This window comes from Vibrio sp. RM-41-2B, from assembly GCF_024744415.1.
In the GTDB taxonomy this organism is placed as follows: Bacteria; Pseudomonadota; Gammaproteobacteria; order Enterobacterales; family Vibrionaceae; genus Vibrio; species Vibrio diabolicus.
In genome coordinates this window covers 137521-151583 of record NZ_JAMQWD010000054.1, presented here as the reverse complement: position 1 = coordinate 151583, position 14063 = coordinate 137521, and the positions used below count along the sequence as shown (strand labels likewise).

At 45.1% G+C, this 14063-nt stretch carries 11 protein-coding genes; 6 read left to right on the top strand and 5 right to left on the bottom strand.

Annotation, left to right across the window (positions count from 1 at the left end):
* The first annotated feature begins 800 nt into the window (after window positions 1–800).
* Window positions 801–1775 carry a DUF1852 domain-containing protein gene (locus tag NB463_RS22720; protein ID WP_047010012.1) on the top strand — a complete coding sequence of 325 codons (975 nt, stop codon included), beginning with the start codon at window positions 801–803 and terminating at the stop codon, window positions 1773–1775.
* Window positions 1776–1805: 30 nt separating this feature from the next.
* Entirely contained in the window at window positions 1806–2834 is a 1029-nt protein-coding gene (locus NB463_RS22715) for a methionine synthase (RefSeq protein WP_031780992.1), read from the top strand.
* A gap of 246 nt (window positions 2835–3080) precedes the next feature.
* Here the strand turns inward: NB463_RS22715 and NB463_RS22710 are convergent, their stop codons facing one another.
* Complete coding sequence (locus NB463_RS22710) at window positions 3081–4100, bottom strand: DUF2955 domain-containing protein (RefSeq protein WP_074191557.1); 1020 nt, start codon at window positions 4098–4100, stop codon at window positions 3081–3083.
* A gap of 9 nt (window positions 4101–4109) precedes the next feature.
* On the bottom strand, window positions 4110–5174 hold the full coding sequence (locus NB463_RS22705) for an HlyD family secretion protein (RefSeq protein WP_025555651.1): 1065 nt from the start codon (window positions 5172–5174) through the stop codon (window positions 4110–4112).
* Window positions 5175–5273: 99 nt separating this feature from the next.
* Between NB463_RS22705 and NB463_RS22700 the strand changes: the two genes are divergently transcribed.
* Together NB463_RS22700 and NB463_RS22695 are read left to right on the top strand one after the other, a co-directional pair.
* Entirely contained in the window at window positions 5274–6134 is an 861-nt protein-coding gene (locus tag NB463_RS22700; protein WP_045603706.1) for a LysR family transcriptional regulator, read from the top strand.
* A gap of 150 nt (window positions 6135–6284) precedes the next feature.
* Complete coding sequence (locus NB463_RS22695) at window positions 6285–6827, top strand: hydrolase (protein WP_005457944.1); 543 nt, start codon at window positions 6285–6287, stop codon at window positions 6825–6827.
* Window positions 6828–6866: 39 nt separating this feature from the next.
* Here NB463_RS22695 and NB463_RS22690 read toward each other — a convergent pair whose 3' ends face one another.
* Window positions 6867–7763 carry a 1-aminocyclopropane-1-carboxylate deaminase/D-cysteine desulfhydrase gene (locus tag NB463_RS22690; protein ID WP_258431969.1) on the bottom strand — a complete coding sequence of 299 codons (897 nt, stop codon included), beginning with the start codon at window positions 7761–7763 and terminating at the stop codon, window positions 6867–6869.
* A 280-nt stretch (window positions 7764–8043) separates the two neighbouring features.
* Between NB463_RS22690 and NB463_RS22685 the strand changes: the two genes are divergently transcribed.
* Window positions 8044–9282 (top strand): leucine-rich repeat-containing protein kinase family protein, encoded by a 1239-nt coding sequence (locus NB463_RS22685; protein ID WP_258431965.1) that lies wholly within the window; start codon window positions 8044–8046, stop codon window positions 9280–9282.
* Window positions 9283–9377: 95 nt separating this feature from the next.
* Here NB463_RS22685 and NB463_RS22680 read toward each other — a convergent pair whose 3' ends face one another.
* Window positions 9378–10667 carry a sensor histidine kinase gene (locus tag NB463_RS22680; RefSeq protein WP_258431964.1) on the bottom strand — a complete coding sequence of 430 codons (1290 nt, stop codon included), beginning with the start codon at window positions 10665–10667 and terminating at the stop codon, window positions 9378–9380.
* A complete protein-coding gene (locus tag NB463_RS22675) occupies window positions 10664–11341 on the bottom strand; it encodes a response regulator transcription factor (RefSeq protein WP_048625732.1) in 678 nt (225 codons plus the stop codon). The genes NB463_RS22680 and NB463_RS22675 overlap by 4 nt, the downstream gene beginning before the upstream one ends.
* Window positions 11342–11919: 578 nt before the next feature.
* On the opposite strand from NB463_RS22675, the gene NB463_RS22670 reads away from it, so the two are divergent.
* On the top strand, window positions 11920–14016 hold the full coding sequence (locus NB463_RS22670) for a methyl-accepting chemotaxis protein (protein ID WP_258432278.1): 2097 nt from the start codon (window positions 11920–11922) through the stop codon (window positions 14014–14016).
* The last annotated feature ends 47 nt before the right edge of the window (window positions 14017–14063 follow it).

Below are 14063 nucleotides of genomic sequence, written 5' to 3'. Positions count from 1 at the left end.
TAAGTATTAACCATGTTGTTTCTGAGGTTTTTGTTATGCCAAACTAAGTAAAGTGTCGTTATGTGGTCATTACGGCTTGCTGAATTTAATTTAAATTAAAACAGTGGCTTATGTTTGTTTTGTTGTCGTTTTTTTCTAGCTTAATGTAATGATTGGGTGACAAAGTCCGTCAATGAACTTGTCATATTCGTGTATGAGATTATATGTTATTTTAAAACGGAAAAATTAAACGTTACATTTGAGATGGTAAATATAGGAAAAGAAATAAATAAGATAATTAAATAATCCTCTTTCCGAGGATATAAAATGTAAGGTGCTTTTAATTAAACGAATGCTTGAATAAATGATGGAGTGTGAAAAGTGCTATTTAAGCTACGCTTTCCTATATTCCAGGTAGCGTCTTGTTTATACAATGCGTTTTCTAGGCTTAAAACTGGTTTACGTACTGTTAATCCCTTACCAGTTTATTAATTACACATATTAGCAATATGCTCGCCAAGTTACGTGTATTGGTGTCAATGAAAAACAGTATCTACGATAGTTCCCTCTGGGTTGGAACTCCCACTATGAATTTCTTTCATGTTCAATGTGAAACAATACCAATATTACTCAACTCGTGAAGCAAGTATAAAAAAAGGACTGCTCTGGTGTTAGGCACTGCGACCGTCATTTTTAGTACGAACTGTTCGTCGTAAGTGCTGTGCAACCTAACGATTGGGAAAACCAAAAAACAAAAATGTCCCCATGCACAGAGTTAGGAAAAGTCTGCTTTATCTAAGGAAATAGGATACCAACTCACGATGAATAACGATTTCACATTTGCTATCAAAAGCATTCGCTTTGATGAGAATTACCAACCATCAGACAACACGCGAATTACTACCAACTTTGCTAATCTGGCTCGCGGAAACTACCGCCGAGAGAATCTGCGCAATGCACTCCGAATGATCGACAATCGTTTTAATGCGTTGGCATATTGGGATAACGCGCAAGGTGACCGCTACTCAGTAGAGCTTGAAATCATCTCTGTTGATATGGGTATCCAAGGCAGTGGAGAAGCCTTCCCAACGATTGAAGTGCTCAAAACTAACATTGTTGACCACAACACTAACGAGCGCTTCGAAGGCATTGTGGGTAACAACTTCTCTTCATACGTGCGTGATTACGACTTTAGCGTTTTGCTGTTGGACCACAACAAAAACCAGCCACAGTTCAGCATCCCAGCGAACTTTGGTGATTTGCATGGCAAACTGTTCAAAGCTTTCGTTAATTCTGAGTCTTACAAACAGCATTTCAAAAAGCTGCCTGTGATTTGTCTGAGCGTATCGGACAACAAAGTATACCGACGTACCGAAAACCAACATCCTGTTTTGGGCTTTGAATATCAGCCGAACGAATCTTCGTTGACGGAGCAGTACTTCAAAAAGATGGGATTGCAGGTGCGCTATTTTATGCCGCCAAACAGTGTTGCACCATTGGCATTCTACTTCTTCGGTGACTTGTTGAACGACTATTCAAACCTAGAGCTTATCAGTACGATTAGCACGATGGAGACATTCCAGAAGATTTACCGACCAGAGATTTACAATGCCAACGCGGTTGCCGGTAATTGCTACCAGCCAAACCTAAAAAACCTAGACCACTCGCTAACTCAAATCGTTTACGACCGAGAAGAGCGCAGCCAACTGGCGATTGAACAAGGGAAATTTGCCGAGGAGCATTTCATCAAACCTTATCAATCTGTGCTTGAACAATGGTCTGCAAACTACGCGTAATCGACAACGAGAATCTAGAAAGGAATGACGATGAAAACACTATTACCGACTTCAACGGCTGGCAGCTTACCGAAACCTTCTTGGCTGGCTGAACCAGAAAAACTTTGGTCACCGTGGAAACTGCAAGGTGAAGAACTGATTGATGGCAAACGCGATGCGCTACGTGTCGCTTTGCAAGAACAAGAGCTGGCAGGCGTTGATATCGTCAGTGATGGCGAGCAAACTCGCCAACATTTTGTGACGACCTTTATTGAGCATTTAAGCGGCGTAGATTTTGAAAACCGTAAAACGGTGACCATTCGCAACCGCTATGAAGCAAGTGTTCCGACGGTGGTTGGCCCAGTAAGCCGCACAAAGCCCGTGTTTGTTGAAGATGCAAAGTTCTTGCGTCAGCAAACTAAGCAACCTATCAAGTGGGCGCTGCCAGGCCCTATGACGATGATCGACACGCTGTATGATGATCATTACGGTAGCCGTGAAAAGCTGGCTTGGGAATTTGCAAAGATCCTCAATCAAGAAGCGAAAGAGCTTGAAGCGGCAGGTGTCGACATCATTCAGTTTGATGAGCCTGCGTTCAATGTGTTCTTCGATGATGTGAACGAGTGGGGCATTGCATGTTTAGAGCGTGCGATTGAAGGGCTGAAATGTGAAACGGCGGTGCATATCTGCTATGGCTACGGCATCAAAGCGAACACGGATTGGAAGCAAACGCTAGGCACTGAATGGCGACAATACGAAGAAGTATTCCCTAAATTGCAGCAATCGAATATCGATATTATCTCGCTCGAATGTCATAACTCACGAGTGCCTATTGAGTTACTTGAGTTGATTCGAGGTAAGAAGGTGATGGTTGGTGCGATTGACGTTGCTACCAACGAAATTGAAACGCCAGAAGAAGTGGCGAACACACTTCGAGAGGCATTGAAATACGTTGATGCCGACAAGCTTTACCCATGTACCAACTGCGGTATGGCGCCTTTGTCTCGTGAAGTATCAACCGCTAAGCTTAATGCGCTAAGTGCGGGAGCGGAGATCATTCGTAAAGAGTTGGTGGGTTGATATTAAGACTTGGGCTCCGCACTATAAACTAAAGATAGGGTCATTCCAGCGAGTTTAAACGAGACTAGGAATCTGATTACAGCTCGCTAGGAAATGGCGATAACCTCCAAGCTTTACAGCACTCGGTGGGTAGATCCTGAATCACGCTCGTTCCTCGATGTTCAGGATGACCGTTTTAAATAAAAATGCCGCTCGCAGTAAAGTGAGCGGCATAGTTTGTTTTCCGTTTTCAGCCTCGGCCAAGGCTTAATTCAACTCCACGTTCCTCATCTCAGGATGCTTTAGCAACATCACACGTATCCAGTGATGCACTACCCACATCACCATCGCGGTGAGCAAAACCGCGACGAAAATCGAGCTGAAACGGTACAAGATCGAAAAGAACGCGTCTTTTTGTTCTGGCACCAATGAGGTCGTCAGCGGAACCGATAGGGCAGACATGGCAGAAAACGCGATAGCCGCTTTAATTTGCCCCTTGGTGAGCCACAAGCAGAATGGCCCCATGGCAATGGTAAAGGCGAGCCAAAAGAGTAGCCCATGCCCATACCAACTGCCCAATATCAGCTGAACAGCCATCCCTGCGATGCAGCCTAGTGCGGTGCCGATGATGCGAATTTTTGCCATGGCGAGCGAGCCCGCTAAAGTCATTGGGGTTAGGATGATCAAAATGGAAGCTTGTGCGGATAGCGAGTCATATAAGTCTGCTACTTGGAATACGATAAATGCCGCCATCGCCACTACCCAACCCATGGCAACTTGGCTGATGTAGTCAATATCGCTTTTCACTGGGGTCGACATCTCAATGTGCTCGGCGGAGGATTTTGGCTCAGGGAACAACCAATACGCGAATGCGCAAACAAAAATATTGCTGAACGCCATCACCCACATGTTGACGTTGAACTCTTCAATATCCATGAAGTTATAGCTGGCAAAGTTCAACACAATTGATCCCACCAACAACCCCATGTAACCAAACAAATAGGTTTTCTGGTTCATCATTGCAATGCACTTAAACAGCATCATGATTCCAACGGCTACGGTCATTAATGTTGGATGAAACTGCAAGTATTCCAGTAAAAATGTGGCTTGTATGGTTGTCCACACCGCAGAGAAAAACACGATCAATAAAGCCGCTAGGTTAAAGTGGTCCATTCTGCCCAAAATAAACAGCGGCATCATGATGGCAAAAAATCCGTAAGACCAACCGAAGATCATGCTTAGCGCGAGCCCTAAAGAGCAGCCGAACCAAATTCGTAAGGTTTTCATTGTCGCCGCCTAGTAAATGAAGTGGAACCAGCTTGCTAGGTGAATCTGTGCTTGCGCCATCAACTGCCAGAAAATGTTGTTGTCTGGGTACAAAACAATGGTAGCGCGAGATCCGACAAACAGTGCTGGTGGTAACTCTTCGCTGCTGGTTAGGTTCACTCGTGTACGCTGTGCATCACGTACCCAGCGGTTGTTCACTTCCACTTTGGTTAGTGCGCCATTAGGCGTTTGTTGTGCGGCTGCTACACCGTAATCGCGGCTAGCTAAATCAAAGTCGTACACCGAACCTGGGTTGGCATCAAATGTGACCAAGGCGTGGAAAGTCTTGTCTACGTTCGCGACGGACTTTTCACGAAAATCAGCGGCTACCCAGAGTGATCCTGTTGGTACAAATGTCAGCAATGGCATGTTGGTGTTTGCCATCGTGCCAACTTCTAGTTGCAGGTTGGTCACGACACCATCACTGGGAGCGAGTACCGCGGTATTTGCCAAATCAAGTTGCGCCTTTTCGATGCCGTTTTTGGCAATTCGAACGGCGGTGCTTTGACCTTTTTGATCGCCTAATTGCGCCTCAATGACTTTTAAGTTTTGTCGTTCCGCTTTAAGCGCTGCGCGTGATACCTGATTTTGGGCAAAGGCATTATCGAGTGTCGATTGAGAGATGACTTTCTGCTTCGATAGCGTCAGTAAGCGGTTGTATTCGCGGTGTGCATTATCAAATGTTGCTTGTGCGCGGGCAATATTGGCAAGAGCGGCTTCGCGTTGAGAATACAGCGTTGCTTCTTTTTCATAAGCGGATTGCAGAGACAGCTCCGCCTGTTCAAGCGCTATCTTGTATTTACGATCATCAATCGTAAACAACACATCGCCTTTTTGAACGGACTGGTTATTCTCGATGAGAACGTCGGTCACTTTACCAGATACCTCGGGCGCGACTTGGACAACGTATCCTTGCACTCGTCCTTCGGTCGTTAAGGGGGCGTGGCGGTCAGCAATGATAATGTACAAAAATAGTACGATGAACAGGACAATCAAAGTTCGCATCCAGTGTTTGAATTTTTGGTCAGCCGTCATTACAAGTTCCGTTAAACATATTGGATAGCGGATTATAGAGAAGTCACTCACAATTCAGTAGAATGATAATACGAACATAAATGACCTAAAAATAGGACAATGAACGTTAGTTTTGATGATATTTACCTATTCACTCAGACGGTGGTTCACGGCGGTATAAGTGCAGCGGCAGAGGCGAATCAACTACAACGCTCAAAAGTGAGTCGTCGCCTGCAAGAATTAGAGAAATCGCTCGGGGTACAGCTTTTGATCCGCACAACACGCAGCATTGAGTTGACGGAGCACGGGAAACGCTTGTTTGAGTTGGTGGGGCAGCCTATTGACCATATTCAGCAAGGTTTAAATGCCATGCATGAATATCAACAAGAGCTGACGGGCAAGGTGCGTTTAGCCATTCCTTCCGCATTGATGAGCTCTGCCGCGTTTAACGCGATCATCACCGAGTACACAACGCGGTATCCGGATATTTCGGTCGAGATTGAAAACCATCAAGAGAGTGTCGATCTCAAGCGTCAATCGTTTGATTTACAGCTTCTTCCGAGCGTGGTCAAAGTCACCGATGACAGCTATGTGCAGTTCAGTCTTTTGCCTTATCGTAGTCACTTTGTTGCGTCAAAAGCCTATCTAGAATCGCATCCGCCAGTAAAAATGGTTGAAGATCTTAAGCAACATCGCCTTTTAACTAATCGTTATAACGCCGATTTGCTCGATTCAGATCTGCATGTGGCGTTGCGTTCGGATGACCTCAACTTGCTGCGCTCGATGGCGATAGCAGGAAACGGCATCGCGTTTATTCCTCAAATTCATTCCAAGCCTGCACTGAGAGACGGTTTGTTGGTCGAGGTGCTGCCTCAATTTGCGCATCCGAAGCAGCATCTTACTCTGATTTATCCCTCGGCCTTATTTCTGCCCAATAAAGTCAAAGCCTTGATTGAGCTAATTCGAGAGAAATTTAAATAGTCAGTTTAAACCACCCTTACCTAAGGGAAAATGTGTGAGCGAAGGTCATCTTTCTAGGTTTTATTGCTCTAACATGAAAGGGTTCTGATACATTAATTATTGCTCAACTTGTTGAGTATGGTTTGTGGTCACACAATATAGGAGATGGAAATGTTATCGAAAGGAAACACGGGCCTGATTGTGGTGGATGTTCAGGGCAAACTCGCTACATTAATGCATGAAAGCGACGCACTGATTGAAAATATTACGAAACTGGTAAAGGGTGCCAAAGCACTAGATTTGCCTATTCTGTGGCTAGAACAGAATCCAGAAAGGTTGGGCCCAACCGCGGAGCCGATTCGTGAAGTGCTTGAAAGCACGCATTTACCTATTACCAAGTACACGTTTGATGGTTGCAAAGAGGCGACGTTTAAGGTCGCGGTGGAGAACGCGAAAGTTGATACCTGGTTGGTTTGCGGTATTGAATCCCACATTTGCGTCTATCAAACCGCGGTTTCTCTGCGCCAGTCCGGTTATCGCGTTGAATTAGTCACGGATTGTGTATCTTCCCGAACCGCTGCCAATAAAGCGCTCGCTCTTGCGAAGCTAACCGCTAACGGTGTGGTGCTCACTGGGCTAGAAATGTGTTTGTATGAAATGGTCGAAGATTGCCGAGCACCTGAATTCAAAGAAATTCTGGCGCTCATCAAATAGTGGAATCATTGTAATCAGCAACAACTTTATTTGAACACGCTATTCAAATTCTCGTTGATATCTTGGCAACATCGACTCGTTGCCAAGTAACCCGCCTTGGTGAATGTAAATCACCGTTTTATCTGTGTTCTCTTCCAACCAAGGGGTGAGGCATTGCCACATATACGGGTCGTATAACAGGTCAAATTCGAGGTCGGTTTGCTCAAAGAGTGCTTTCCATGTGATGTAATCTTCTTCGTACAAGCGACCAAAATGGTGTTTGTTGCGGATGGTTAAAATGGTTGGGTGGCTGTTTTCACCGAGCTGGTTGAACTGCTCAGTTAAGTAATCTGCATCGCCTACGCAAGGGCAAGTTAGCACTTCTATGCCGTGTGGGCTTAAATGTTTATGAAGATATAAAGCCGTCGTGCCGGTGCCTGATGGCAGGGCGACCGTAAACTGCTCTTTACCTCTCAATCGTGTCCAATCAAGAATTTCTCGTGCTAACTGTTTGATGCCAGCTTCAGCGAGGTGGGAACGTCCACCTTCTGGAATAAGCAATGTCGACTCATCTAATCTTCGTACCTGGTGGATGTATTCACTAGGGTGGAGTTCGCTACCGATGTCTTGCATGGCGGTGATTTTCATACCCAAATCGAGAGCGCCGCGATAGTTTCCGATGGGGGAGCTTTTTAGCCAAGATGGAATGTGATGAACATAAAACTCAAATGCCCAACCTTTAATCTGGGCGAGAGCCGCTAGCGAGTACATGGCATTAGATTGAGCGGAGCCAAAGCTTATTAACGTGGTGATGTCGGGATTTTGCTCTTCCATTAACGTCATAAACTTACGTGCTTTGTTCCCAGAAAAGTGGGAGTGGAGCATGTCGTCACGTTTAAGGAAAAATTTGCGCCCATTAAAGCTATGTTGGGTGATAGGACTTTCTGAGAGTTTCATGTCGATGCTGACGGAATAAACCGTGTCACCTTTGCCATTTAAAAAGGGCGCGTAGTGTAACGCCATTAAACCCAGATAAAAAGTCTGTGTTTCAGTACAACCATTTCGGTTGTTCCTGATGTTTTGACTCGCACTCACCGGTGCTGTAATACCATTGTAATGGCTTCACTTCTATCCTTTGGTTGCTTTGATTCCATGCTATTCCACCCCATGTCTCGCCTTTCTGCCTCAAGCCACGTACACTACTCAGCTTATTTCCATTCAATCAGAAGGCTTGGTTTTGCAGACTCTAGAACAATTAAAAACAGGACAATTAGTAGGAATTAAACAACTGAAGTTGGCGGAAGGGCTAACTGAGTTCCCTATGGAAATTTTAGAGCTTGCAGACTCGCTTGAAGTGTTAGATTTATCCGGCAACGCGCTGTCAGATTTGCCACAAGAACTGGAACAGCTGACCAAGCTAAAAATCATCTTTGCTTCCAATAATCAGTTCACCCATTTACCAGAGGTATTGGGCAAGCTGCCAAACCTTGAGATGGTTGGATTTAAAACCAACAAGATTAAAGTGGTGAGTGAAGCCTCACTACCAAGTCAGTTATGTTGGCTGATCCTGACTGACAACGAGATTGAAACGCTGCCAAACAGTCTGGGTGAAAGGCCGCGCTTAAGAAAGCTTGCACTGGCGGGGAATCGCATTAAACGACTGCCAAGTAGCATGGAAAACTTAGTTAATTTGGAACTGATTCGTCTCTCTGCGAATCAGCTAGAGCACTTTCCGGATGTGCTGATGAAGCTACCTAAATTGGCATGGTTTGCTTTTGCAGGTAATCCATTCTGCAAACACCCATCTCCGCTAGACAGTGTGCCGAAAGTGACCACAAACAGTTACTCGCTTAATCATGTTCTCGGCCAAGGGGCAAGTGGCGTGATTTCTCATGCTAACTGGACTGACGCTCAATGCAACTTCCCGAGTGAAGTTGCGGTAAAAGTGTTCAAGGGCGAGGTCACCAGTGACGGTTACCCTCATGATGAACTTGAAGCGTGTTTGCAAGCTGGGCATCACAACAACCTAGTGAAATCCATTGCGCAAGTGGATGACGGTAAAGAGCTTGCTTTGGTGATGGAGCTGATTCCAAACAGTTACTACAACTTGGGTTTACCGCCAACGTTGGAAACCTGCACCCGAGATATGTTCCCACAAGGATTTACGCTGACAGTCGAGCAAGTGAATTCTATTGTTGAGCAGATGGTAGACGTATTTAATCACCTACACGATAACAAGGTGTGTCACGGTGATTTGTATGCGCACAATACGTTGGTGAACGAGCAAGGGGAGATGATCTTCGGTGACTTTGGCGCGGCGAGCATTTACGGCTATTTGTCGGACGAGCAGCAATCTGCAATCAGAGCCATTGAATCCAGAGCGTTGAAGTACTTTATCGAAGATGTGTTTTCTGTGTGTGAAGCGTCGGAATCGGCATCGCAAGCATTCGAACGACTAGTTGCGATTGCGGCATAAGATTTCATTCAATCGAATCAGAAAGAGGTACCGAACTGCCCGTTTTGATACTGAGCAAATGAGATACCTCTTGATTGAATCTAGTGCTGAGGAAGTTACTCTGAGCAAGCCTCATGATGCTCTGACGAAAGGTCAATCACTGCCTCACATCCACCCTCAGAATGTGTATCAATAGTGAATTGCCAGCCATAGCGTCGGCATAAGTCGTCCACAATCATGAGCCCCAAACCATGGCCTTCGGCATCTGGCACGGAAGAGAAGCCTTCACCTTCATCTCTCACCGACAGTGTGGTATCGGTCATGGTGATATGAATCGTTCCCGCTGACGTGGCTGCAATGCCGTTGCGAATTAAGTTACTCAACGTAATGTTAAGCACTGCAGTGGTCGCTTTGGTTTGCGGATGGCCCAATATCTGAACATTAAATTCTAACGACTTTTCATCGGCTTGCGCTTGGCTAAGAGCAACGATGTTGTGAAGCTCTTGCTCTGAGATGGTTCGAATGGGGCTGTCGTCGGTGTTGCGTTCATATCGAACCAAACCCAACAAAGCATCAACCATGGTCGACATCTGCAAAGTGGCATCTTGAATACGGCCAATCTGACGTTCTTGAAATGACGTACTTGGGCTTCTTGCTAGCAAGCTGCTTGAACCTTTCATCACTGTGAGCGGAGTTCTCAGTTCATGACTGGCATATCGTGCAAAAGCTTGTTCACGTTTAATCACTTGATTGATTTGATGTCGATATTCATTAAGCTGATTTGCGAGCGTTTGGAATTCATTTGCAGAGCCTTCAGGGACAACAAATTTTTGTGTAGTGTCACCTTGATGACGGTCCAGTTGCGTTTTTAGGGCACTGACTGGCTCAATCAAACGTTGCGATAGGCGCAGTAAAAGGCTGCCAAAAATTAGGATAAGCGCCGTTACTACCGCCAGCACCATAACGAGAACAAACATGAACTCGTTAGATGTAATTTCTATCTCATCAATCAGAGAGATCAGAATAATAGGATGTTCCTCTCCATCTTGCGTGTAGGTGCTCATGTAAATCATGCGAGTGTCTGGTTCGTCAGCAACTTCAGCGAGAAAGTACTTTTTATCTTGAATGAAGGGTTGATAGAGCTCAGGGACGAGATTGATGTCGTTGTATGCCGTTGTCAGTAAATCTAGTTTGATGATTCCGCTATCAGGATGGTTTCGAAAGTGCTCAATCGCCTCTTTTTTATCGATCATAATACGTCGTTCACCGACGCGATCTTCCGACCATAATAGCGCTCCGCTAACCAATGCGAAGCATAGCAAGCCAATCACAACCGACACTAGAAGGAAGAAGAGTTCAAGGCGTCCGGTTAAGCTTTGTGTATTGTTAAATAAGCGGCGAATCATGCCCCGGGCTCCAATCGGAAGCCGACTTTTGGAATAGTTTTCAAAACGTGCTCTTTGAATGGTTTGTCGAGCTGCCCACGCAATTGATAAATATGGCTACGCAACACATCGTTATTTGGCTCATCTTCTTGCCATAATCGGAAAGCAATCTCCTCACGTGTGACCACTTCTGGCGCGTTTTTCACCAGCATTTCTAGAATCGTGTACGTGGTTGGATTCAACGCCAACAGCTTATCTTGACGGTAGGCTTGATGCGTTTTTTGATCGATAGACACTTCGCCATACTGGAGTTTGGTTGATGCAACCGTACCGCGGTAGCGTTTAATCAATGCAGTCATGCGTGCTTCAAGAATATCGAGATCAAACGGTTTGGTGAGGTAGTCGTCGGCGCCGTGTTGGAAGCCTTTGAGCATGTCGTCTCGGCTATCAAGTGCTGTCAGCATCAACACCGGAGTGTTATTACCTGCATCGCGTAGCTTGTTGCACAGTGTTAGGCCATCCATGCGCGGCAGCATGAGGTCGAGCAAAATGATGTCAAACGCATTATCCATCGCCAGTTTTAAGCCTAGCTCACCGTTGTCGGCATAATCCAGCTGCATGCCAGCACACTCAAAATAATCAAACAACATTCCCGCTATTTCACGATTATCTTCTACCAAAAGTACACGCTTCATTTATTCTTATCCAATCTCGATAAATTCGAATGTTGATCTTAACGAACATTATTCACTATAGGTGTGAAAAAGTTGTCGACGATGATTTTCTCACCTTTGTGTCGGTTTTCAATGTCTAGCTTGAATACCGTCTTATTATCCAAGTAAATCTACGATCTTTTGTTCATATCTATCAATTTCTCTTGATGTATAAATGGGGTAGATTATTTGATTCTGTTAACTCTATATAAAACATGAAGATACTAAATTATTTATGTGACCTTGAGCACATTGTTAGTAATTACTGATTTTTACTGACTCACTCATAGAAAAAGTTCTTACTTCTCTTAAGTCCCTTTTTTAATTATGGTTATTGCTTTTAAATACAAACGCTTAGATTCTCCTTTTTGAGATAATTCAATTAAATCAATGGCTTCATGTATAAGCGAAAATCTGCATTATTTTATTTTTATTAATAAAACTACATTTTCTGTTCTTGCTCTGTTCATAAATGAAAGCCTTCCATTAACTTTACTTGTTTAAAATCCATGATCCTTCCAATGCTTAATGCCAGATAAAAATCAATTTGTGAGGCGATCATGTTTAACAGTATACGCACTCGAATTGCTGTCAGTGCGGGTGGGGCAATGGCCTTCACTCTATTGATTGCAATGGGTATGACAACCAATGCGTTCACTCAAGTGAATGAACAAATCACTACAAAAGTAAAATCTCAACTGACCGAAGCCACCACGACCGACCTGAGTAATACGGCGATTCAGCAAGGGCTGAATATTTCCAACCAGTTAGAGCCCGTGTTGGCGAACTTAAAGCAAGCGCGTTCAATTATCGAATTAAGCGCAGAGACGACCGCGACGCCAGACATTATTGTTAAACAGTTTATTGCGTCGCTAGAAGCTCAGAACAAAGCTGTGTTTGCTGGTTACATGGTATGGGAAAAGCCATCGTGGGTTGAGCCAACGATTCAAGACAAAAGCCTTGGCTTTAATAGCGAAGGCTACTTAGCGCCATTCTTTTCGCCAAATTCGCACAACAGTTTTGATGTCGTGGCGATGGATAGCTTTAGCAATACTGAATTAAACAACAACGGTGAGCGTAAAGACGATTGGCACTTGATGCCTTACGAAACGGGCAAAACGTTCGTGATGGAACCGTACATGTATCCGGTTCGCGGCAAACAAGAACTGATCACGACCATTAGCCAACCAATCAAGTTACGTGGCGAGATCATTGGTTCTCTCGGTTTTGATTTGTCATTGAACGAGTTACAAAGCCAAAGTGAAGATTACGCGAGCGACTTATTTGATGGACAAGGCCGTATTCTGATTTCTTCGTGGAAAGGCATCACGCTGGCGAACAGCAGCCAAGCGGATCAAGTGGGTAAGAAAGCCTCTCATGAATTGGCGTCTCAATGGGCTCGTATTCAATCCATTGCGAAACAAAAAGGCGCAGGCCTTGTTACGTTTGGCGGGGATGAGTATGCGATTACTGCAATTGAAACCAGCGATGCGCCTTGGATCGTTATGGTGTCGGTTCCCAGTAGCTTCCTTAAAAAGAACGTGGATGACTACGAGCGATGGAGTGAAGAACAAAGTGCAGAAGCTCTTGAAAAGGGAGTGTGGGCAGGGATTATTGCGGCTCTGATTGGTATTGTTGCGATGACAATGATCGCGACCTCGTTGGGCAAAGTGTTAACTAACTTAGTGGAGCGTTTTAAAGACGCAGCACAAGGCGAGGGCGACCTAACTTACCGCATTGAGGTGAAAGGTAAGGACGAAACCGCCCAACTGGCGCACTGGTTTAATACCTTCCTCGCTCGCATTCAGGAAATGCTTTTAACCGTAATGGCGACGGCAGACCAAGTTGATAAAAACGCAAGTGAAGGACAAGCTCGTGCGGCGGCTTCGAGAGATCAACTGAACGTTCAAGTAAACGAAGTCAACTCGCTAGCAACGGCGATTAATGAGATGAGCGCAACCGCACAAGAAGTGGCAAATTCTGCGGTACAAGCAGCGGCGGCGGCAAGCCAAGTTCAAAGCAATAGTGCGAATGGCATGTCGCGTATGGACAATGCTGCAAGCGCGGTGGATAACCTCGCTTCGCAAGTGAATGATGCACAGCACCAGACGCAGAATTTGGTGGCTTCAAGCACGGCGATTCAGGGGATTCTGAGTGAGATTGGTGGCATTGCCGATCAAACCAACTTGCTGGCTCTGAACGCTGCGATTGAAGCTGCGCGTGCTGGTGAAGCGGGTCGTGGTTTTGCTGTGGTAGCCGATGAAGTCCGCAACCTTGCAACGCGCACACAAGGCTCGACAGAAGAAATTCGTGCAATGTTGGCTCGTTTGGAGCAAGAAACGCAATCAATCGTCGTGTTGATGGAGCAAAGCCAGAAGCAAGCGGTGGATACCAAAGAAGAAACACAAGCAGCGCAGTTGGCGTTGGCCGAAATCAACCAAGCTATTGAAGTAATTAATGATATGAATAATCAGATCGCTTCAGCGGCAGAAGAGCAAAGTTCGGTGTCGGAAGAGATCAACCGTAATGTGGTTGTGATTAATGATACGGCGATGGAAGTGATGGATACCATGTCATCTTCTGTAGCGATCAGTAACGAACTGACAGTAAAAGCCAGTGATCTTCACGGCGAGTTGAGTAAGTTCAAGTTGTCTTAATAAAGTAAGTGAAAGAGTTTAACCCAACTTAAAACGTTTATTTCTCA